We start from the raw sequence: 20385 nt of genomic DNA on the forward strand, positions 1-20385 counted from the left end.
GTTCCTTTGTTGATCAGCTCTCGAGGCCGGCGTCGGCCGCCTCGAAAATCTTCAGTCGGCCACGCAGGCGCAGAACCGCCTGGCCGTGGATCTGGCAGACCCGCGACTCGCTCACGCCGAGCACTGCGCCGATCTCTTTCAGGTTCAGTTCCTGCTCGTAGTAGAGCGACAGCACCAGCTGTTCGCGCTCGGGCAGGTGGCCGATGGCATTGCCCAGCTCGCGGCCGAACTCGCCGCGTTCCAGCACCTGCTGCGGGGTCGGCCCGCCCTGGGCGACGGTGTCCAGCTCGCCCTGGTCTTCAATGCGTGATTCCAGGCTCAGCACCTGCCCGCGCGAGGCATCCTCCATCAGGCGCAGGTACTCGGGCAGCGGCATCTCCATCGCGGCGGCCACTTCGGTGGCGCTGGCGGCGCGACCGGTGCTCTGCTCCAGGCGGCGGATGGTGGCAGCGGCGTCGCGGGCACGGCGGTGCACCGAACGCGGCACCCAGTCGCCACGACGGATCTCATCGATCATCGAACCGCGGATGCGGATCGAGGCGTAGGTCTCGAACGAGGCGCCCTGGTCGGCGTCGTAGCTGCGCGACGCTTCGATCAGGCCCATCATGCCGGCCTGGATCAGGTCGTCCACTTCAACGCTGGCCGGCAGGCGTGCGGCCAGATGGTGGGCGATGCGCCGCACCAGGTCCGAGTGCTGGGCGATCACTTCATTGGCCGCCGTGCGCTGGACCTCTCTGTACTGGGCGGCGCCTTTCATGCGGCCACCCCGCGCTGCTTGATGATGCGTTCGAGGAAGAACTCGACGCCACCGCGCGGCTCGGTCGGGGCCTGCCAGCGGGCGGTGCGGCGGGCGATCTCGGTGATCGCCAGCGCCGACGGGCTGGACGGATAGGCCTTCACCACCGGTTGCTGGCGCTGCACCGACAGGCGCAACCAATCGTCCTGCGGCACGCAGCCGAGGTAGTTCAGCGAGACATCGGCGAGGAATTTCTCGCAGACGCGGGTCAGCTTCTCGTACAGCACGCGGCCTTCGTTGGGGTCGCGCACCATGTTGGCCACCACCTGGATGCGGTCCACGCCACGTTCACGCGACAGCACCTTGATCAGGGCATAGGCGTCGGTGATCGACGCCGGTTCATCGCAGACCACTACCACGGTGTCCTGCGCGGCCTGGCAGAAGGTCAGTACGCCATCGGTGATGCCGGCGGCGGTGTCCACCACCATGATGTCCAGCTCGCGCTCCAGTTCGGAGAACACGTTGACCAGGCCCACATGCTCGGCCGGGGCCAGCTCGGCCATGTGCCGGCGGCCGGACGCAGCCGGTACCACCAGCACGCCGTTCGGGCCTTCGATGATCACGTCATCCAGGCTGCAGCGGCCAGCGACCAGGTCGGCCAGGGTATTGGTGGGGCTCAGGCCGAGGATCACGTCGATGTTGGCCAGGCCGAGGTCGGCGTCCAGCAACAGGGTGCGTTTGCCCATGCCGGCAAGCGCCACGGCCAGGTTGGCCGACACGTTGGTCTTGCCGACGCCGCCCTTGCCGCCGGTCACGGCGATCGTGCGCACAGGGCCGAGCGGCTCGCTGCGGGTCGCCGTCAGCGGGAAGGTGGTGGTCAGCTTGGCGTACTCACGCGACGGCATGGTTCAACTCCGGGTTGCAGGGCATATCGGCCGCGCGGCGCAAATCTTCAAGGCGAAGTACAAGATTGGCTGCACTGGCCCGGTGCAGGTCGTCCGGGACGTCCTGTCCATCGGTCACCCAGGTGATCGGCAGCTTGTGGTCCACCGCCACCGACAGGGCGTTGCCGAAGCGACCGGTCTCGTCCAGCTTGCTCAGCACCAGGCCCTGCAGGTTGGCCGCGCCGAAGCGGCGCACCACCTCGTCCATGTCGCCGAAGCTGGTGTTGGCCGGCAGCACCAGCAGGGTGCGGACCTGGCGGGCGGCGCGCAGCCATTGCAGCTGGGCGGCCAGTGCACGGTCGCGCGGGCCCAGGCCGGCGGTGTCGATCAGCACCAGCTTGTAGTCCTTCAATCGCTCCAGCAGCTGGTCCAGGTCGGTGCCGCTGTTGGCCTCGTGCACCGCGATGCCGAGCTGGCGGCCGTAGCCGTACAGCTGTTCACGGGCGCCGATGCGCATCGTATCGGTGGTGACCAGGGCGACATCGCGGGCCGCATGGGCTTCAGCGAAGCGCGAGGCCAGCTTGGCGATGGTGGTGGTCTTGCCGGCGCCGGTCGGGCCGACCAGGGCGATCACACCACCTTCCTCCATCGGGTCGACCGGAGCGATCGGCAGCTTGCGCGAGATCAGTCCAAGCATCAGGCCGCGGCCACGATGCGCTTCGGTTTCCAGCGGGATCTGCATGGCCACGTCGCGGGCGATGCCGGCGTCGAATCCGTACTCGTCCATCAGGTCCAGCGCAGTGGCGCGCACCGCGCAGCCACGCAGGCGCTCGTCGGTGAAGCGGTTCATTTCGCGCTCGATCACCTGGCGCATGCCGGCCACTTCCTGGCGCAGGTGGCGGATCTCGGCGTCATCGGCGACCAACGTCAGCGCGGGTGCTGGCGTCAGTGTAGGCATCGGTACCGGTGCAACCTCGGTCGGCTGCACGGCGACCGGCGCGTGCGAGGCTTCGTCTTCGGGTGTGGTGGTGGCCTGGAGGGCAATCGGCAACGGCGGCGGCGACACTGCCGGCATCTGCGCGCTGTCTTCCAGCGGCGGATCGATCTGGAAGCGGGCGCGGTTCACCGGCGCGGCTGCGGCCGGCGAGGGCGCCACGATGGCGTCGGCGAACGGGGCGAATATCTGTTCCGGCAACGTCGATTCATTGACGGCGGCACGCGCCAGCGTAGCGGCGAAGCCGGTGCTGCCGCGCGTCGGTACGATTTCGTCGGCGCTGTCCAGGGTGCGACCGGTAGCACCGACGGCGACGCGGGCGAGGGCGGCAACGGCCGAGGTGGTGGCCGCCACCGGCTCCGGTGCCGGGGTGCTGCTGCGACGGCGGGTGACCGCGGCGATCACCGCGTCGGCGGCGGTGCGCGGCTTCGGTGCGGGCGGCGGCGCCACGTCGCGGCGCGACGCTTCCAGGGCGCGCTGCACGGCACTCTCATCGTAGTTGGCGGCAGCCACGATCTCGATGCCTTCCTCGATCCGGCGGTTGGACAGGATCACGGCGTCAGGACCATGTTCCTTGCGCACCAGGTTCATGGCCGAGCGCATGTCGGCGGCGACGAATCGTTTGATTTTCATGCTGTGGTCACGGGACGAAGTCGGCGGAGTGGCGGTCGGAGAACGCGGGTGGTCGGTGGTCTGCACGGTTCGGGTTCCCCTTGGAATCTGTCTGTTGCGGGTGTTTGAAAGTGGTGTCTGTTTTCTGGCGCGTTGCAGGGCGGCGTCAGCTGATCGTTCCGACCAGCTTCAGGCGCTTGTCCTCCGGCACCTCGCTGTAGGCCAGGACCGACAGCGACGGAACGCTGTGGCGGACCAGGCGGGCCAGCGCGGCACGCACCGGGCCTGGTACCAGCACCACCGCGGGCTCGTTGCGGGCTTCCTGCTTGCTGACACATTCGGCCAGGCTCTGGTGCAGTCGCTCAGCGAGTCCGGGTTCCAGCGCGGCGCCGTTGCCCTGCGTGGACTCCTGCAAGACACGTTCCAATTGCGGGTTGAGGGTGAACACCGGCAGCTCCGCCGACATTCCGGCGATCTCCTGCACGATGAAGCGGCCCAGCGCGGTGCGCACTGCGGCGGTCAGCGTGGCCGGGTCCTGGCTGTGCGGGGCGTGTTCGACCAGTGCTTCGGCGATCTTGCGCAGCTGGCGGATCGGAATGCGCTCGACCAGCAGGTTCTGCAGCACGCGCACCACCGCCGACAGCGGCAGCGCCTTCGGCGTCAGATCTTCGACGAGCTTGGGCGCGCTCTTGGCCAGGTTGGCCAGCAGGTGCTGCACTTCCTCGTGGCCGAGCAGTTCCGGTGCGTGCTCGCGGATCAGGTGCGAAAGGTGGGTGGCGACCACCGTGGCCGGGTCGACCACGGTGTAGCCCAGGGTTTCTGCCTGGGCGCGCTGGTGCGGCTGGATCCAGGTCGCATCCAGGCCGAAGGCGGGGTCCTTGCCGGCGATGCCTTCCAGCGGACCGAGCGCACTGCCGGGGTCCAGCGCCAGTTCGCGGTCGGGATGGATTTCGGCGGTGGCCACCGGCACGCCATGCACCAGTACCCGGTAGCCGTTGGCCGGCAGTTCCAGGTTGTCGCGGATGTGCACCGACGGAATCAGGAAACCGACGTCCTGGGTCAGCTTGCGGCGCACGCCCTTGATGCGCGGCATCAGTTCGCCACCCTGGTTGCTGTCCACCAGTGAAATCAATCGATAGCCGACTTCCAGGCCAAGCGGATCGACCGGGCGCAGCTCGTCCCAGCTCAGTTCCGCCGTGGGTGCGTGGGCAGCGGGGCGGCCCAGCGCGTTCAGCGCATTGGTATCGCCTGCAGCGGTGTCGGCCTGTGCCGGCGCCAGGCCCTTGCGGTACGCCTTCCAGGCGATGAAGCCGAGGATTGCCGCCAGCGTCAGGAAAGCGACGTTGGGCATGCCCGGCACCAGGCCGACGACGCCGAGGATGCCGGCGGTGATGGCCAGCGCACGGTACTGGCCGAACACCTGGCTGGTCATCGCCTGCGCCATGTCCTGCGAGCGCGAGGCACGGGTGACCAGCATCGCCACCGCGCTGGACACAAGCAGCGCCGGCAGCTGCGCCACCAGGCCGTCGCCGATCGACAACAGGGTATAGGTGGCCGCGGCGTCGCCGAATGGCATCCCATGCTGCAGCACGCCCACGGCCAAACCGCCGAGCATGTTGATGAACAGGATCAGGATGCCGGCGATCGCATCGCCGCGGATGAATTTGCTGGCACCGTCCATCGCGCCGTAGAAGTCGGCTTCCTCGCGGACCTCTTCGCGACGCAGCTTGGCCTCCTCGCGCGTCAGCAAACCGGCGTTGAGATCGGCGTCGATCGCCATCTGCTTGCCGGGCATGGCGTCGAGGATGAAGCGCGCGGTCACTTCCGAGACGCGGCCGGCGCCCTTGGTGATGACCACGAAATTGATGATGGTCAGGATCGCGAACACCACGATGCCGACGGCGTAGTTGCCGCCGATCACGAATTCACCGAATGCGGCGATCACCTTGCCGGCCGCGTCGTGGCCGTTCTGGCCGTTGAGCAGGATCACGCGGGTGGAGGCCACGTTCAGCGCCAGCCGCAGCATGGTGGTGATCAGCAGCACGATCGGGAAGATGGTGAAGTCCAACGGGCGCTTCACGTAGACCACCGCCAGCAGCACCATCAGCGAGATGGCGATGTTGAAGGTGAACAGCGCATCGAGCACCGGCGCGGCCAACGGCACCACGACCATGGCCAGCAGGGCCAGCACGATCAGTGGCGCGCCCAGGCCCTGGCGGATCATCTCAAGTGCGCGGCGGGTATTGAAGCTGGATGCCTGGGCGCTCATGGGCGGCCCCCGTTGCCGAACTCATCAACCTGGATGTGCGGCGTGGACGGCATCGGGCCGGTCCGCCAGCTGCGCAGCTGGTAGACGTAAGAGAGGACCTGGGCGACGGCTGAATACAGTCTCACGGGGATTTCCTTGCCGAGTTGGCCTTCCCGATACAAGGCGCGTGCCAAAGGCGGGGCAGAGACGATGGCGACCTTGTTGCCGTCGGCCACTTCACGAATGCGCAGGGCGGTTTCATCCACGCCCAGGGCGACTACGGTGGGCGCATTCATGGCCCCACCTTCGTACTTCAGCGCCACCGCATAGTGGGTCGGGTTGACCACCACCACGTCGGCGGTGGGGACCGCCTCCATCATCCGGCGGTTGGCCATCTGCTGCTGCAGCTGGCGGATGCGGCCCTTCACTTCCGGGCTGCCTTCGCTTTCCTTCATCTCCCGGCGCAGCTCTTCGCGGGTCATCTTCAGCTTGCGCATCCAGTTCCAGCGCTGGTACGGCGCGTCGATGGCGGCCAGCACCAGCATCGCCCCGGCGGTGGCCAGCAGCAGCCGCAGGGTGAAGCCCAGGCCGTCGCCGATGGCGGTTTCCAGCGGCTGGTGGATCAGCCCGCGCAGGGTGTTGAAGCTGGTCCATACGACCATGCCGGCGGCGACGCCGACGAAGGCCACCCGCAGCAGCGACTTGATGAACTCGGCGATGGCTTCGGGACCGTACAGGCGCTTGAGCCCGCTCATCGGGTTCATGCGGTTGATGTCGGGCATCATCGCCTTGGCCGACCAGCGCAGGCCGCCCATCACCACCGGCGCCAGGAAACTGGCCAGCAGGCAGACCAGCACCAGCGGCGCGATCACCCACATCAACTGCAGCAGCAGGTCGCCGAAGTGGCCGAACAGGGCCTTCGGGTGCTGGCGCAGGCTCTGTTCGGGGCTGAGCGCATGGCGCATCCAGGCGCTGGCGCCGCTGGCCATCGAGCCACTCATGGCCATCACCGCGATCACCCCGGCGCCGAACACGGCGGCCGTGCCCAGTTCACGCGAGCGCGGCAGGTTGCCCTGTTCGCGGGCGTCGCGCAGGCGTTTTTCTGTGGGTTGTTCGGTTTTTTCGCCGGCGGATTCGTTCTCGGACATCACAGGCACTGCAGCAGGGGATGCCGGGGTGCGTGCAAGAATCGTTCCGTGACGGCGGCGTGGGGCATCCACGCATGGCGTGGAGCGACCGGGTTTGGGTCCGCGGGAAGGGCCATCCACGCATGGCGTGGATCTACTGGGGGTTGCGGGGTGGTCCGCTGGCCAGTTCCACCCGTGGCCGCGGCAGGTCGTGCAGCTGCATGAAGCGGGCGGCGTCCACCGGCCGGCCCAGCAGGAAGCCCTGCAGGTAGTCGCAGCCCAGGCGCTCCAGGTAGGCGCGCTGCGCGGCGGTCTCCACGCCCTCGGCCACGATATCCATGTCCAGCGCGTGGCCCAGCGCCACGATGGCCGACACGATCACCACGTCCTCGGCGCTGTGTTCCAGGTCGCGCACGAACGCATGGTCGATCTTGATCTCGGTGGCCGGCAGGCGCTTCAGGTACAGCAGGCTGGAGTAACCGGTGCCGAAATCATCGATGGAAATGCCCACGCCCAGGGCGGAGAAGCTCTGCAGCAGGCGCAGGCTGGTATCGGTATCGCGCATCACCGTGCTTTCGGTGATCTCCAGCACCAGGTTGCGCGGGGCGATCGCGTAGCGCTCGATCACCTCGCGTACGTCCTGCAGCAGGTGCGGTGAACTGAACTGCACCGGCGACAGGTTCACCGACATGGTCCAGCCGTCGTGGCCGGCATCGTGCCAGTGCCGCAGCTGCTGGCAGGCCTGGTCCAGCGCCCAGCGGCCGATTTCGTTGATCGCACCGCTGCGCTCGGCCAGGCGGATGAAGCGGTCCGGTGGAATCAGGCCCTGTTCCGGGTGGCGCCAGCGGATCAGCGCTTCGGCGCCGGCCACCTTCTGGCTGGCCACGCGGATCTTCGGCTGGTAATGCAGGAACAGCTGCTCGCTGCCGATCGCCCGGCGCAGGTCGGCCAGCAGGCGGAACTGCTGCTCGGCGCTGTCGTTCATCCAGTCGGCAAACAGCACGAACGCGTTGCGGCCCGACTCCTTGGCCTGGTACATCGCCGCATCGGCGAAGGCCATCAGCTGGCGTTCGCTGGCGGCATGGTCGGGGCAGATCGCGATGCCGATGCTGGCGCTCACCTGCAGCTCGTGGTCCGGCAGCAGCGGGCCGCTGCCCACCGCCTGCAGGATGCGCCGGGCCAGGGTCGGCAGGTCCTCGTCCTGCTCGATGCGCACCACCAGCACGAATTCGTCGCCGCCCAGCCGTGCCAGCATGTCGTGCGGGCGCAGCAGCTGGCGGGTGCGTTCGGCCACGGCCACCAGCAGCGCGTCGCCGGCCTGGTGGCCATAGGCATCATTGACCTGCTTGAAGCCATCCAGGTCCATGAACATCACCGCGAAGCGGCTGCCGCCCTGTTCGGCCTCAGCCAGGGCCTGCAGGATGCGCCGCTGCAGCAGCAGCCGGTTCGGCAGGCGGGTGAGCGGGTCGTGCAGCGCGGCCTGGGTCAGTTCCTGCTGGGCGTCGGTCAAGGAGGTGCTGAGCAGAGAATTGCGCAGGCGCAACAGCTGCGCCTCCACCCGCTGGTCCAGCCAGGACACCACCAGCACCACTGCCAGGATCGCCACGGTCAGCACCACCACCAGCATCGCCAGCCAGTTGTTCTGCAGGCCATCGCCCACCGCGGCGCCGCAGACGCTGCCTTCGGGGAAACGGGCGGCGGCCATGCCGGTGTAGTGCATGCCGACGATGGCCAGGCCGAGCAGGCCGGCCGCGGCCAGGCGGTCGCCGATGCGGGTGTGCTGCGCGCGCAGGCGGAAGGCCACGTACAGCGCGGTCCACGACGCGGCCACCGCAACCAGCAGCGACAGCAGCAGCCACACCGGCTGGTAGTCGATGCCCGGTTGCATGTGCATCGCGGCCATGCCCACGTAATGCATGCTGGCGATGCCGCTGCCCATCAGCAGGGCACCACCGGCCAGGCGTGGATGGGGCAGGGTACGCAGCGATACCAGCCAGAGCGCGAACACCGACGAGCCGATCGCCAGTGCCAGCGACAGCAGGGTGATGGGCAGGTCGTAGCCCAACGGAATGGGCAGGTCGAAGGCGAGCATGCCGATGAAGTGCATCGACCAGATGCCCAGCCCCATCGCAAAGCCGCCACCCAGGCGCCACCACCAGGTCGCGCCCTTGCCGGGCGCGGTGACGGTGCGCCCGGCCATCGCCAGTGCGGTGTAGGACGCCATCACTGCAACCAGCAATGAGGTCGCCACCAGCCACGGGTTGTACGTGCCTTCCAGCATTCGTCAGTCTCCCGGACCTGCCTGTCAACGGAAAAACTACGGCGGGGCATGCGTAAGGCGGGCGACCAGAGGCCGCCGGTTGCAGCGTCCCCCCGGTCGCTGCCCATTCACTCTAACGCGGGCACCGGGGGGGACGGCAAGCAGCAAAACGTGATGACCGCGTCAGCGGGTCACGGCACCCGCAGCCTCGAAGGCGGCATCGAACAGGCGCTGCACCGGCGGACCCATTTCACCGACCAGCAGGGTCAGCAGGAACAGGCCCAGCAGCAGCGACACCGGCAGACCCAGCTGGATCGGATTCAGCGCCGGTGCGGCGCGGGCCAGTACGCCGAAGGCCAGGTTCACCGCCAGCATCGCCACGGTCAGCGGGATGGCCAGGGTCAGTGCCCCTCGCAGCACCGTCAGCAGGAAGGTCGGGGCGATGCTGAAGAAGGCGTGCGGGTCGGGCAGGGGCGCACCGATCGGCAGGGCGCGGTAGCTGTCCACCACCAGCGAGATCAGCGCCAGATGGCCGTTGGCGGTGAAGAACAGCAGGCCGAACAGCAGGTAGAACCACTGGCCGATGACACCGGAGGTGCCGCCGCGCAGCGGGTCGCTCATCTGCGCAAACGCCAGGCCGGTGCCCTGGGCGACCAGTTCGCCGGCCATCGCGCCCGCCTCGAACACCAGACGCAGCATGAAACCGATGGCCACGCCGATGGCCAGCTCGCGGGCAATGGTCAGCACGGTGGCGGCGTCGAAGCCGGTCCAGTCAGGTACCGGCGGCAGCAGGGGCGCCAATGCAATGGCCAGGGTGCCGGCCAGCATCACGCGCACCCGGCCGGGCACGGCGCGGGTACCGATCATCGGCATTGCCATGGCCACCGCGCCGATGCGCAGCATGGTCCACAGCACGGTGCCGATCATGCCGAAGGCATTCAGGCCGTCGGCAGCCATCTGGGTGGCGGCGTCCATCTGCGTGCGCGTCCGTCTAGCCGATCAGGTGCGGAATGCGCTGGAACAACAGCGTGGTGAATTCGACCAGATGGCCGATCAGCAGGCTGCCCAGTGCGAACAACACCGCAGTGAGCGCTGCGGCCTTGGCAACGAAGGCGATGGTGGGCTCGTTGAGCTGGGTCGCGGCCTGCACCACGCCCACCACAACGCCGACCACCAGTACGGTCAGCAGCAGCGGGCCGGCAACCCACAGCACGGTGATCAGGCCGCCACGCAGTTCGGTCAGGGCAAGTTCGGGAGACATCAGGGTTCCATCGGTAGCGCCAGGCCATGCCTGGCGGTGGTCAATGCGGCGGCCGGCACTGCCCGGCGTCGCGTCTGTCAGGCCGGATTGAAGCTCGCCGCCAGCGTGCCGACGGTCAGCACCCAACCATCGACCAGCACGAACAGCAGGATCTTGAACGGCGCGGAGACCAGCATTGGCGACAGCATCATCATGCCCATCGACATCAGCACACTGGCCACCACCAGGTCGATGATCACGAACGGGATGAAGATCAGGAAGCCGATCTCGAAGGCGGTCTTCAGTTCACTGGTGACGAACGACGCGACCAGCACCGGGAACGGAATCGCATCGGGGCTGGCGTAGGTACCGTGCCCGGCGATGCCGGCGAAAGTCATCAGGTCGGTCTCGCGGATCTGCGCCAGCATGAAGGCGCGCAGCGGCGTGGTGGTCAGCGTCCAGGCAGTCTGGAAGTCGATCTCGCCATTGAGGTACGGCGCCATGCCGGTGCTCCAGGCCTTGTCCCAGGTCGGCAGCATGATCATCGCGGTGAGGAACAGGGCCAACCCCAGCAGCACCTGGTTGGATGGCGTCTGGCCGGTGCCCAGCGCCTGCCGCAGCAGGCCCAGCACGATGATGATGCGGGTGAAGGAGGTCAGCACCAGCAGCATCGACGGGATCAGGGTGATCGCCGTCATCAGCAGCAGGGTCTGCAGCGGCAGGCTGACCGGCGCACCGCCGATCTTGCCGACGTTGATGTCCGGCAGCGGCGTGGTCGGCGCGCCCGGTGCGGCGAACGCCAACGCAGGCAGCAGGCACAGGGCGATCAGGCTCAGCCACGGCAGCAGGGTGGCAAGACGGGAACGGGTCACACGCATGTCAGGGGTCCTTGCGCAGCCGCTGTTGCAGCAGCTGGGCGAAATTCGGCAGGTTCTTCAGGTCGGGTACGCGCACCGGCGCAGGTGGCGGCAGCGGTTCGGGCAGCGTATGCAGGGCATTGATGCCACCGGCGGTCACGCCCAGCAGCAGCTGCTGGCCGTTGACCTCGACCACCACCACGCGCTCCTTGGCGCCGACATTCAGGCTCGCCACCAGCTTCATGCCCTCGGCCGGGCGGAAGCCGCTGCCGGGCAGGCGCTTGAGCAGCCAGCCCAGGCCGATGACCAGGGCCAGCACCGCCAGCAGGGCCAGCACCGCACCGAACAGGCTCGGTGCGGCCGGCGCATGCTGGCCGACCTGCGGGGCCGTCTTGGCGACGGCCAGCGTGGTGGCGGCGAGCAGGCTCAACGCAGTCTCCGGATCCGCTCGCTGGGGCTGACCACATCGGTCAGGCGCACGCCGAAGCGGTCGTTGATCACCACCACTTCGCCATGGGCGATCAGCGTGCCGTTGACGAACACGTCCAGCGATTCGCCGGCACCACGCTCCAGCTCCACCACCGAACCCTGGTTGAGCTGCAGCAGGTTACGGATCGGCAGGCGGGCGCGACCGACTTCCAGCGACAGCGTCACCGGCACATCGAGGATCACGTCCAGGTTCAAATCCGGGCCGGTCGCCTCATCGGCCTGCAGGCTGCTGAACTGGGCCGGGGTCGGTTCGAGGGCGTCGATATCGTTCATTGCGGGTCTTCCTGGATGACGGGTACGCGCGGACGGGTGCCCGGCGGATGGGTAGCGGTGATCTTTACGGCGTTCATGCCGTTGGCGACGCCGAACTCACCGGTGAACACCGGGATGTTCTCCACGCACAGCGGCACCTGCGGGCTGAGGTCGATCGGCAGGATGTCGCCGACCTTCAGCCGGGTCAGGTCGCGCAGGGTCATGCGCTTGCTGGCCAGCACGCTGGACAGGGTCACTTCGGCCACGTTGAGCTGCTCGCGCAGGGTGCGGCCCCAGCTCTCGTCGCGGTCGTTGCGGTCGCTCTGGATGCCGGCGTCGAGCAGTTCGCGGATCGGCTCCAGCATCGAGTAGGGCAGGGTCACGTGGATGTCGCCGCCACCGCCGTCGAGTTCGACATGCAGTCGGCACACCACCACGTATTCGCGCGGCGTCACGATGTTGGCGAAGTGCGGGTTGATTTCCGAGTTGATGTACTCGAATTCCACGTCCATCACCGGGGCCCACGCCTCACGCAGGTCGGCGAAGGTCTGCTTCAGCAGCAGGTGGATCACCCGCATTTCGGTAGCGGTGAACTCGCGGCCCTCGATGCGCGTCGGGTAGCGCCCGTCGCCGCCGAAGAAGTTGTCGACGATGGCGAACACCAGGGTCGGTTCGAACACGATCAGGCCGGTACCGCGCAGTGGCTTGAAGCGGATCAGGTTCAGGTTGGTCGGCACATACAGCGAGTGCATGTAATCGTTGAACTTGATCAGCTCGATGCCGCGCACGGACAGTTCGGCCGAACGCCGGATCAGGTTGAACAGGCCGATCCGCCACAGGCGCGCGAAGCGCTCGTGGACCATTTCCAGGGTCGGCATGCGACCGCGGATGATGCGGTCCTGGCTGGCAAAATCGTAGGAGCGTGCTTCGCCACTGGGGGCGTCCGGCTCGGTTTCGACCGCGCCACTGTCCACGCCATGCAACAGGGCATCGATCTCATCCTGGGACAGCAGGTCATTCATCGGAGAGCCCTTACTGGGTCACGAAGCTGGTGAACAGCAGGTCGTCGGCACCGTTGCTGCCGGTCTCGGCCTTCAGCACCTTCTGCACTTCGGCCAATGAATCGGCCTGCAGCTTCTGCTTGCCGGCGATGTCGGCGATCTGCTGCGGGCTGACCTGCGAGAACAGCATCAGCAGGCGTGCGCGGATGGCCGGGGCGTGGGTCTTGATCGCTTCCAGCGCGGCCGGATCGCGGGTCATCAACTGCACTTCCACCTGCAGGTAACGGGGGCCGTCGATCGAACCGTTGAGGTTGACCACGAACGCCGGTTCCAGTGCGAAGTACTGCGCCGGGGCCGGGGTGGTGGTCTTCTTCGGTGCCTGCGCGGTCTTGTCTTCGTGCTTGGACTGGGTGAAGAACCACACCCCGCCACCGGCGGCGCCGGCGGCCAGTACGGCGACCAGGGCGGTGATCAGGATCGGACTGCGCGGCTTGGCGGTCTTGTCCTTGTCGGCGGTCTTCTTGGTTTTGTCAGCGGCTGCGGCCACGGGGTGAAGCTCCTGAGGGTTGCTTCACCGGGATATGCAAGGGGTGTGCCGGAGTGGCCGGCGAGGGGTGCGACGGAATTCCGTCGGGTGTTGATATCGGTCGGTAATCCGCCGGGCATGGCCCGGCGCTACCCGTGTTCTGGTGGGTGCCAACCGTCCCGCTCTTGGTAGGTGCCAACCTCGGTTGGCACGCCTGTCAGGCGTAAGCGTCCAGCAACCCGCGCTGGCGGATCAGCTGCGACGCCGACACCGTGGTGTCGGCCAGTGACGGTTCTCCGTCACCACCGCGACCGCCGCCGGCCGTCTGGCTGCCCGGATTGCCATCGCCACTGTGCTGCGGGCCGACATCGGCATGGGCCAGCTGGAAGCCCTGCTCGCCGAGCAGTTCACGCAGGCGCGGCAGGCTGCTTTCCAGCGCCTGGCGGACATCGACGTGCGGGCTGCTGAAGCTGGCATGCACCTTGTCGCCGTTCATCTGCAGGCGCACGTCCACCGGCCCCAGGTCTTCCGGATTGAGGCGGATGTGGGCATGGCCGATCTTCTGGTCGGCCAGCCAGCCGATGCGTGCGCCGATGGCCTGGTCGAAACCATCGTCGCCCAGCACCGGCTTCGGTGTGGGTTCGCCATTGAAGACGGCATTGCTGGCCAGTGCGGCCTTCAGATCCTGCAGGGCGGCGGGCAGCGGGGGTTGCAGCGGTGCCGGCGGCGCGCGGTCGCCGATCTGCAGGCCGTCGCCGTCGTCTGCACGATCCAACGCCTTGCCACCCAGCACCAGCTCGGGCAACGGCAGGCCGCTGGCCTCAGCGTCGCTGGCAGCGGATGCCGATGCACTGGTGGCTGGCGCTGCCGCGCCTTGTGCCGCGTTGGCGGCTACTGCGGCGGCCGGCAGTGCCGGTGCAGCGGAGGGCAGCGCGCCGCCGTCGGTATCGCTGGCGGTTGGCGGCGGCAGCGCCGGTGTCGGATCGACGCCGGTGGGCACGGCCAGCATCAGGCCAGCCAATCCCAGTGGCGGCCAGGGTGCGTCGTCCGCGCTGGCCGGGGTGTCCTTGTCGTCGGCGGCTGCCGACGCTGCCGGTGCAGCGGGTGTCGATGGCGTGGCGTCCGTGGCGGTGGCTTCGGCGTCGGACGATCGCGGCGTCGCCTTGCCAGGATTGCCATCGGAGGTTGACGTGGCGGTGGCCGGTTTCGCGGGACTGCTGGCGGTGGCCGCGGCTCCGGTAGTGCCGGTCGACGCGCTGCCGCCCTGCAGCATCTGGCCGAAATCCTTGCGCGAATCACTGCTCGAGGTGCGCGCAGTGCTGGCATTGCCGCTGCCGCCAGGCGTCGGTGCGCTGGCGTTGCTGCTCAGGGGCGAGGGCATCACGACCGGCCTCCCTGCTCGCCATCATCCTGGTCTTCGGTCTGCGCCAGGCGCGCGCGGCGTGCGCCGATGTCATCCATCTCGCGCTGGTCGCGGCGGTCGGTCACCACCTTTTCCTGCGCGCGATAGCTGGCGGCCAGCTGCTCCAGCACCGCCTTGTCACGGCTGGCCAGGATCAGGCGCGCACGCTCGGCTTCCACCTTCTCGCGGTTGCCGTTGACGGTCTGCTGCTGCTGTTCCACCGCACTGTCCAGCCGGTCCAGGAAGGCGCGCCGGTTCAACAGCTGCGCCGGGCTGGTCGCGGCCATCTGCGCGTCGGCCATCTGTTGCGAGGCATATTCCTCGGCGTAGCGACGCAGTTCGTCCAGGCGCGACAGATGGGTGTCGAGCACGCTCTGGCGCTCGGCCAGGTCGCGGGCGACCGCATCCTCATGTTCCTGGGCCCGCTTCAGCAGCGGATCGATGCGCTTGGACTGGATCATGTCAGCCTCTCATTCTCTTGTTCCACCAAGCGCTGCAACGCCGCCTGGCTGTGCGGTAGATCTGCGGCCTTGGCGACATCCTGGCCGAGGAATTCCATGATTTCCGGCCAGCGCTCAAGGGCTTCATCGGTCGCGGCGTCGTTGCCGCGCTGATAGGCACCGATGGCGATCAGGTCGCGGTTGGCCGAGTAGGCCGAGACCAGCCGCTTCAGCTTGCGGATGCGCAGGCGCCACGGTTCGTCGGCGATTTCCGTGACCACGCGGCTGACCGACGATTCCACATCGATGGCCGGGTACAGGCCGCTGTCGGCCACCCGGCGCGAGAGCAGGATGTGGCCGTCGAGAATCGCGCGTGCGGCATCGGCGATCGGATCCTGCGGATCGTCGCCCTCGGTCAGCACGGTGTAGAAGGCGGTGATCGATCCGCGGCCCTTGGCGCCGTTGCCTGCACGTTCAACCAGTGCCGGCAGCTTGGCGAACACCGATGGCGGGTAGCCGCGTGTAGTGGGCGGCTCGCCCACCGACAGGCCGATCTCGCGCTGTGCCTGCGCGAAGCGGGTCAGCGAATCCATCAGCAGCAGGACGTTCAGGCCCTGGTCGCGGAACCACTCGGCGATGGCGGTGGCGCGGTAGGCGCCATGCAGGCGGGCCAGCGGCGGCCGGTCGGCCGGGCTGGCCACCACCACTGCACGACGCAGGCCTTCCTCGCCGAGGGTGCTTTCAACGAAATCGCGCACTTCGCGGCCACGCTCACCGATCAGGCCGACCACGATCACGTCGGCGGCGGTGTAGCGGGTCATCATGCCCAGCAGCGTCGACTTGCCGACGCCGGAGCCGGCGAACAGGCCGACACGCTGGCCACGGCCGATCGGCAGCAGCGCATTGATCGCGCGCACGCCCACGTCCAGTGGCTGGGTGATGGGTTCGCGTGCCAGCGGATTGATTGAAACGCCGGCCATGCCGACGTGGCCTTCCGCACGGATCGGGCCCTTGCCATCCAGCGGTACGCCGTCGCTGTCGATGACGCGACCGAGCAGCCCTTCGCCCACTTCCACGCCGCCACGCCGCGCCGACGGCACCACCCGCGCATTCGGCAGCAGGCCGTGCAGTTCGGCGCTGGGCATCAGGTAGGTGCGTTCGCCGGCGAAGCCGACCACTTCGGCATCGACCCAGCCGCCGTCGACCACTTCCACCTTGCAGCTGGCGCCGAGCGGCGCTTCGCAGCCGACGGCCTCCAGGGTCAGGCCAACCGCCCGGCGCAGCACGCCCTCGCGGATCAGCCCGCGGCCGTGCGCGGTGTCGACCTTCAGGCTGTCCAGGCGGTTGCCCAGGCGCAGATTGCGGGCAACGGCCCAGTCGGCCGGAGGCGACGGTGTCGCGGCGGTATCGGTGTTCATGCGATGGCTCCGGTCTGGCGGATCACGGCGTCCAACGCGCCGCGCAGGCGGGCTTCCAGGGTGCCGTCGATGCGCACCGCTTCGGCATGCACGCGCAGGTCACCACGGCTCAGGCTGGTGTCAGGCACCAGCCGCTGCTGCGGCGACAGGGTCAACAACGGGGCGAGGGCGGTGATGTCATCCGGATGCAGGCGCACTTCCACCTCACGGCTGCTGCCGCCAACGGCGTCAATCGCCTCGTCGACCAGTTGCCCCAACAGCGCCGGATCGGCCTCGTAGGCACGGCCGACCAGCGCACCGGCGATGCGTACCGCCAGTTCGCCGAGCGCGCCGACCACTTCATTTTCCAGACGCGCCAGCGGCCGCCCGAAGTTGTCGAGGATGCCCTCGATCTGTGCGACCAGTCGGCGTACCTCGGCCTGGCCCTGGCTGAAGCCATCGGCATGGCCATGGTCGAAACCCTCCTTCTCGGCGCTGTCCTGGATCGCCTGGATTTCTTCCAGAGTAGGCAGCTGCAGCGGCGGCTCCGGCTCATGTTCGGGGTCCGGCTCGGTGAGTTCGAAGGCATGTTCGTGGTCCAGCACCGGTTCGGGCTGGGCCAGCAGGTCCGGGGCAAGCCAGCGCACGACGTTGCTCACAACATCGCCTCCGCGCTGCCACCGATGGTGACGGTGCCTTCATCGGCCATGCGCTTGACGATGGCCAGGATCTCGCGCTGCGCCACTTCCACGTCGGACAGGCGCACCGGGCCGCGTGCTTCCATGTCTTCCAGCAGGATCTCGGCCGCGCGCTGGGACATGTTGCGGGTGATCTTGTCGCGCACCTTGATGTCGGCGCCGCGCAGGGCCAGGCCCAGTCGTTCGCCGCTGACCTCGCGCAGCACCAGCTGCATCTCGCGGTCGTCCAGGTCCACCAGGTCGTCGAACACGAACATCAGGTCCTGGATGCGGCCGCTCAGCGGTGCGTCGATGCGTGCGATTTCGCCCAGGATCGCCTGGTCCTGGCCGCTGTCCATGAAGTTGAGGATGTTGGCCGCACACTGCACGCCGCCGATATTGGACGACTTCAGGTTCTGGTTGCCGGCGAACTGGCGTTCCATGATCTCGTTGAGCTCGTTCAGCGCATTGGGCGGAATGCCGTCGAGGGTGGCGATACGCAGCAACACGTCCACACGGGTGCGGTCGGGCAGCAGCTTCAGCGCGTCGGCAGCCTGGTCGGTTTCCAGGTGTGCCATCACGATGGCGATGATCTGCGGGTGCTCGTTGCGCACCAGGTCGGCCACCGCACGCGGGTCCATCCACTTCAGTGCGTCCAGGCCGGTGGTATTGCGGCCCAGCAGGATGCGGTCGATCAGGTTGCCGGCCTTTTCGCTGCCCAGCGCCTGCACCAGCATGTTGCGGATGTAGTCGTCCGAGCCCACACCCAGCGAGGTCTTCGAGCCCAGTTCCTGGCTGAACTGGTCCATCACCCGTTCCACCTGTTCGCGGGTGATGTCGGACATGGTGGCCATGGCGATGCCGATCTTCTGCACCTCCTTCGGCTCCATGTGGCGCAGCACTTCGGCCGCGTCCAGTTCACCCAGCGACAGCAGCAGGACGGCGGCGCGCTGCACGCCGGTCAGGGGCGCGACCTCAGTCATTGGCCACCCAGCCCTTGACCACCTGGGCCACGCGCTTGGAGTCGGTCTTCACGGCTTCACGCGCCATCCGCAGTCGTTCCTCATAGGAATCCACCGGCAGGGCCAATGCTTCCGGCCCGCCCAGGCTGGCCCGATCGGCGCCGAGCGCCGGCAGCGGGGTGCCATCGTCATCGACCAGCTGCACGTCCGCGGTATGCGGCTCCAGCGCCAGTTCTTCGTTCTTGCGGTTCTGCCCGGTGATGCCGCGCAGTGCCGGGCGCAGCACGCCGAACAGCAGCGCCATCACCACCAGTGCACCCAGCAGCATGCGTCCGGCATCGTGCACCCACGGCAGTTCCCACCAGTTCGGGCCTTCCACCGGCGTGGTGTCACGCACGAACGGGGCATTCATCACCGACACGGTGTCGCCGCGCTCGGCACTGAAGCCGACGGCCTGCTTGACCAGTGCCTCGACCCGGGTCAGTTCGGCCGCCGACAGCGGCTGCGGTGCAACCTTGCCGTTGGCGCCGGCGCGCGGCACGTTGTCCACCAGCACGGCTACCGACACGCGCTTGATGCGGCCGGCCGGCTGCCGGGTGTGCTGCAGGGTACGGTCCAGCTCGTAGTTGCGGGTCGCGTTCTTGCTGCTTTCGGTCGGCGCCTGCGTGGTGGCTGGTGCGGCGGCCTGGCCCGGCGGGCTGTTGCTGGTCGCACCCGGTACGCCCTGCGGGCCCGGCGTGCTGCTGCTGTTCTCGCTCATCTGCTCGCTGCGCAGCTTCTGCGGCTCGCCGTTGTACAGCTCGCGCGCTTCTTCGGTCACCGAGAAGTCCATGTCCACGCTGACTTCCGGATTGACCCGGCCGGGGCCGGTCATCGGTTCCAGCAGTTCGCGGATGCGCTGGTTGAACGAGGTTTCCTGGCGGCGCACCTGTTCGAACTGGGCGGCGTTGACCGCCGCTTCGCTGTTCGGGTCGCTGACGCTGAGCATGCGACCGCTCTGGTCGACCACGGTGACGCGTTCCGGCGCCAGATCGGGAATGGCGGCAGCCACCATGTGCACGATCGCATCGACCTGGCTGCGTTCCAGCTGCTGGCCGCCGCGCAGTTCCAGGGTGACCGAGGCACTGGCCACGTCACGCTGGCGGGTGAACGCGCTGGGCTTGGGAATGGCCAGGTGCACGCGCGAATCGCGCACCGGGCGCAGCGTATTGATGGTGCGCGACAGTTCGGTTTCCAGCGCGTGCTGGTAGCGCGCGCTTTCCACGAACTGGCTGACACCGAAACCGGGGTCGCGCTCCATCAGCTCGAAGCCGAGCTTGCCGCTGTCGGTCAGGCCCGAGCCCGCCAGTTTCAGGCGGGCATCGTGCAGGTTCTTTTCCGGCACGGTGATGCCACCGGTAGCCGGGTCCAGCTGGAACGGAATCTGTGCGGCACGCAGCAGGTCGGTCGCTTCAGCGGTGGCCTTCTGGTCCAGGCCGGTGTACAGCGGCACCATGCCCGGCTTCTGCGACCAGAAGAACACGAACAGCCCGGCCGCTACGGCCACGGCGATCATCGCCATCAGTCCGAGCCGACGGGTGATCTGCAGGCTTTGCAGCCGGTCGAACCACTGGCCCGCCTTTTCGGCGTTCAGGGATTCCTTGGAGAGCGACAGGGCCATGCGGTTCTATCCTTACAGCGGCATGTTCATCACGTCCTGGTAAGCCTGGACGAGACGGTTACGGACTTCCACGGTGGCGCGGAAGGCGATCTGGGACTGCTGCGAGGCGACCATCACCTTGGCCAGGTCGGCGCCGGGTTCACCCAGTTCGAAGGCCTTGGCGAGGGCGCCGGATTTCTGTTGCGCGTTGTTGACGCCGGCGATGGCGCCGCGCAGGGTTTCGGTGAAGCTGGCAGGCTGGACCTGCGGCGCATCCAGCACCGTGCCCGGCAGGGCATTGCTACGCGGCGCTTCGGCCAGCGGGTTGAGCGCGGGCTGTCCCACCTGGGTCTGGTAGGAGCGGATCTGGGAAAGGATCGAAGTGACGGAGTGGGACATCTGCAACGGTTCCAGAAACAGGGATGGGGGTGTCTGCTGGAGCTAGTGCAAGTGCCGTGCCGAAATCGCTGATCGGTTCAGTGACGTGACGGTTGGGGGGGTGTTCGGCAGGGCTGCGCCCTGCACCTGCCGAAGCAACGTCAACGTCAACGTCAAAAACCTGCATTCCGTGGGATGGCGGGGTGGGTCCGGTTGCGGGGGACGCCGTAAACCCGTCCTTGGGGGCTTGGCCGCGGCATGGAT

Annotated in this window: 20 protein-coding genes; all 20 read right to left on the bottom strand. The window is 67.9% G+C overall.

Annotated elements, in window-relative coordinates:
- Nucleotides 1–13: 13 nt before the first annotated feature.
- On the bottom strand, nucleotides 14–757 hold the full coding sequence (locus WKB25_RS08580) for an RNA polymerase sigma factor FliA (protein WP_025878979.1): 744 nt from the start codon (nucleotides 755–757) through the stop codon (nucleotides 14–16).
- On the bottom strand, nucleotides 754–1641 hold the full coding sequence (locus WKB25_RS08585) for a P-loop NTPase (RefSeq protein WP_025878980.1): 888 nt from the start codon (nucleotides 1639–1641) through the stop codon (nucleotides 754–756). Before WKB25_RS08585 ends, WKB25_RS08580 begins: the two co-directional genes overlap by 4 nt.
- Complete coding sequence (gene flhF / locus WKB25_RS08590; protein WP_340569984.1) at nucleotides 1628–3247, bottom strand: flagellar biosynthesis protein FlhF; 1620 nt, start codon at nucleotides 3245–3247, stop codon at nucleotides 1628–1630. The genes WKB25_RS08585 and flhF overlap by 14 nt, the downstream gene beginning before the upstream one ends.
- A gap of 145 nt (nucleotides 3248–3392) precedes the next feature.
- Entirely contained in the window at nucleotides 3393–5495 is a 2103-nt protein-coding gene (gene flhA, locus WKB25_RS08595; protein WP_340569985.1) for a flagellar biosynthesis protein FlhA, read from the bottom strand.
- Nucleotides 5492–6622, bottom strand: a complete 1131-nt coding sequence (flhB, locus tag WKB25_RS08600) for a flagellar biosynthesis protein FlhB (protein ID WP_033831035.1) — start codon at nucleotides 6620–6622, stop codon at nucleotides 5492–5494. The genes flhA and flhB overlap by 4 nt, the downstream gene beginning before the upstream one ends.
- Before the next feature lie 133 nt (nucleotides 6623–6755).
- On the bottom strand, nucleotides 6756–8882 hold the full coding sequence (locus tag WKB25_RS08605; protein ID WP_340569986.1) for an EAL domain-containing protein: 2127 nt from the start codon (nucleotides 8880–8882) through the stop codon (nucleotides 6756–6758).
- 162 nt (nucleotides 8883–9044) lie between these two features.
- Entirely contained in the window at nucleotides 9045–9836 is a 792-nt protein-coding gene (gene fliR / locus WKB25_RS08610; RefSeq protein WP_089241001.1) for a flagellar biosynthetic protein FliR, read from the bottom strand.
- Nucleotides 9837–9852: 16 nt separating this feature from the next.
- The gene (locus WKB25_RS08615) at nucleotides 9853–10122 is read right to left on the bottom strand and encodes a flagellar biosynthetic protein FliQ (protein ID WP_005413254.1); all 270 of its coding nucleotides are present in this window, start codon (nucleotides 10120–10122) and stop codon (nucleotides 9853–9855) included.
- A gap of 77 nt (nucleotides 10123–10199) precedes the next feature.
- Nucleotides 10200–10979 (bottom strand): flagellar type III secretion system pore protein FliP, encoded by a 780-nt coding sequence (gene fliP / locus WKB25_RS08620; RefSeq protein WP_025878986.1) that lies wholly within the window; start codon nucleotides 10977–10979, stop codon nucleotides 10200–10202.
- 1 nt (nucleotide 10980) lies between these two features.
- Nucleotides 10981–11388 carry a flagellar biosynthetic protein FliO gene (gene fliO, locus WKB25_RS08625; RefSeq protein WP_340569987.1) on the bottom strand — a complete coding sequence of 136 codons (408 nt, stop codon included), beginning with the start codon at nucleotides 11386–11388 and terminating at the stop codon, nucleotides 10981–10983.
- Complete coding sequence (gene fliN / locus WKB25_RS08630; protein ID WP_089241007.1) at nucleotides 11385–11720, bottom strand: flagellar motor switch protein FliN; 336 nt, start codon at nucleotides 11718–11720, stop codon at nucleotides 11385–11387. Before fliN ends, fliO begins: the two co-directional genes overlap by 4 nt.
- The gene (gene fliM / locus WKB25_RS08635) at nucleotides 11717–12721 is read right to left on the bottom strand and encodes a flagellar motor switch protein FliM (RefSeq protein WP_025878989.1); all 1005 of its coding nucleotides are present in this window, start codon (nucleotides 12719–12721) and stop codon (nucleotides 11717–11719) included. Before fliM ends, fliN begins: the two co-directional genes overlap by 4 nt.
- Nucleotides 12722–12731: 10 nt before the next feature.
- Nucleotides 12732–13247, bottom strand: coding sequence for a flagellar basal body-associated FliL family protein (locus WKB25_RS08640; RefSeq protein WP_025878990.1), 516 nt, complete (start codon nucleotides 13245–13247; stop codon nucleotides 12732–12734).
- Between the two features lie 196 nt (nucleotides 13248–13443).
- Nucleotides 13444–14607 carry a flagellar hook-length control protein FliK gene (locus WKB25_RS08645; RefSeq protein WP_340569988.1) on the bottom strand — a complete coding sequence of 388 codons (1164 nt, stop codon included), beginning with the start codon at nucleotides 14605–14607 and terminating at the stop codon, nucleotides 13444–13446.
- Entirely contained in the window at nucleotides 14607–15089 is a 483-nt protein-coding gene (gene fliJ / locus WKB25_RS08650; RefSeq protein WP_340569989.1) for a flagellar export protein FliJ, read from the bottom strand. The genes WKB25_RS08645 and fliJ overlap by 1 nt, the downstream gene beginning before the upstream one ends.
- Entirely contained in the window at nucleotides 15086–16486 is a 1401-nt protein-coding gene (locus WKB25_RS08655) for a FliI/YscN family ATPase (protein WP_099818396.1), read from the bottom strand. The genes fliJ and WKB25_RS08655 overlap by 4 nt, the downstream gene beginning before the upstream one ends.
- The gene (locus WKB25_RS08660; protein WP_340569991.1) at nucleotides 16483–17124 is read right to left on the bottom strand and encodes a FliH/SctL family protein; all 642 of its coding nucleotides are present in this window, start codon (nucleotides 17122–17124) and stop codon (nucleotides 16483–16485) included. Before WKB25_RS08660 ends, WKB25_RS08655 begins: the two co-directional genes overlap by 4 nt.
- Nucleotides 17121–18107: a flagellar motor switch protein FliG gene (fliG, locus tag WKB25_RS08665; RefSeq protein ID WP_099818764.1), complete on the bottom strand. Its 987-nt coding sequence runs from the start codon at nucleotides 18105–18107 to the stop codon at nucleotides 17121–17123. The genes WKB25_RS08660 and fliG overlap by 4 nt, the downstream gene beginning before the upstream one ends.
- Nucleotides 18108–18117: 10 nt before the next feature.
- Nucleotides 18118–19764 carry a flagellar basal-body MS-ring/collar protein FliF gene (gene fliF, locus WKB25_RS08670; RefSeq protein WP_340569993.1) on the bottom strand — a complete coding sequence of 549 codons (1647 nt, stop codon included), beginning with the start codon at nucleotides 19762–19764 and terminating at the stop codon, nucleotides 18118–18120.
- Nucleotides 19765–19776: 12 nt separating this feature from the next.
- On the bottom strand, nucleotides 19777–20142 hold the full coding sequence (gene fliE / locus WKB25_RS08675) for a flagellar hook-basal body complex protein FliE (RefSeq protein ID WP_340569994.1): 366 nt from the start codon (nucleotides 20140–20142) through the stop codon (nucleotides 19777–19779).
- Nucleotides 20143–20385 lie beyond the last annotated feature (243 nt).

This window comes from Stenotrophomonas sp. G106K1 (assembly GCF_037969685.1).
In the GTDB taxonomy this organism is placed as follows: domain Bacteria; phylum Pseudomonadota; class Gammaproteobacteria; order Xanthomonadales; family Xanthomonadaceae; genus Stenotrophomonas; species Stenotrophomonas lactitubi.

What these genes read in the sequence shown, in the direction of transcription:
- flhA (WP_340569985.1), bottom strand. Translation starts at nt 5,495, where the DNA reads ATGAGCGCCCAGGCATCCAGCTTCAATACCCGCCGCGCACTTGAGATG.
- WKB25_RS08655 (WP_099818396.1), bottom strand. Translation starts at nt 16,486, where the DNA reads ATGAACACCGATACCGCCGCGACACCGTCGCCTCCGGCCGACTGGGCC.
- WKB25_RS08615 (WP_005413254.1), bottom strand. Translation starts at nt 10,122, where the DNA reads ATGTCTCCCGAACTTGCCCTGACCGAACTGCGTGGCGGCCTGATCACC.
- fliM (WP_025878989.1), bottom strand. Translation starts at nt 12,721, where the DNA reads ATGAATGACCTGCTGTCCCAGGATGAGATCGATGCCCTGTTGCATGGC.
- flhF (WP_340569984.1), bottom strand. Translation starts at nt 3,247, where the DNA reads ATGAAAATCAAACGATTCGTCGCCGCCGACATGCGCTCGGCCATGAAC.
- flhB (WP_033831035.1), bottom strand. Translation starts at nt 6,622, where the DNA reads ATGTCCGAGAACGAATCCGCCGGCGAAAAAACCGAACAACCCACAGAA.
- fliN (WP_089241007.1), bottom strand. Translation starts at nt 11,720, where the DNA reads ATGAACGATATCGACGCCCTCGAACCGACCCCGGCCCAGTTCAGCAGC.
- fliE (WP_340569994.1), bottom strand. Translation starts at nt 20,142, where the DNA reads ATGTCCCACTCCGTCACTTCGATCCTTTCCCAGATCCGCTCCTACCAG.
- WKB25_RS08580 (WP_025878979.1), bottom strand. Translation starts at nt 757, where the DNA reads ATGAAAGGCGCCGCCCAGTACAGAGAGGTCCAGCGCACGGCGGCCAAT.
- WKB25_RS08585 (WP_025878980.1), bottom strand. Translation starts at nt 1,641, where the DNA reads ATGCCGTCGCGTGAGTACGCCAAGCTGACCACCACCTTCCCGCTGACG.
- fliF (WP_340569993.1), bottom strand. Translation starts at nt 19,764, where the DNA reads ATGGCCCTGTCGCTCTCCAAGGAATCCCTGAACGCCGAAAAGGCGGGC.
- fliP (WP_025878986.1), bottom strand. Translation starts at nt 10,979, where the DNA reads ATGCGTGTGACCCGTTCCCGTCTTGCCACCCTGCTGCCGTGGCTGAGC.
- fliR (WP_089241001.1), bottom strand. Translation starts at nt 9,836, where the DNA reads ATGGACGCCGCCACCCAGATGGCTGCCGACGGCCTGAATGCCTTCGGC.
- fliJ (WP_340569989.1), bottom strand. Translation starts at nt 15,089, where the DNA reads ATGATCCAGTCCAAGCGCATCGATCCGCTGCTGAAGCGGGCCCAGGAA.
- WKB25_RS08605 (WP_340569986.1), bottom strand. Translation starts at nt 8,882, where the DNA reads ATGCTGGAAGGCACGTACAACCCGTGGCTGGTGGCGACCTCATTGCTG.
- WKB25_RS08645 (WP_340569988.1), bottom strand. Translation starts at nt 14,607, where the DNA reads ATGCCCTCGCCCCTGAGCAGCAACGCCAGCGCACCGACGCCTGGCGGC.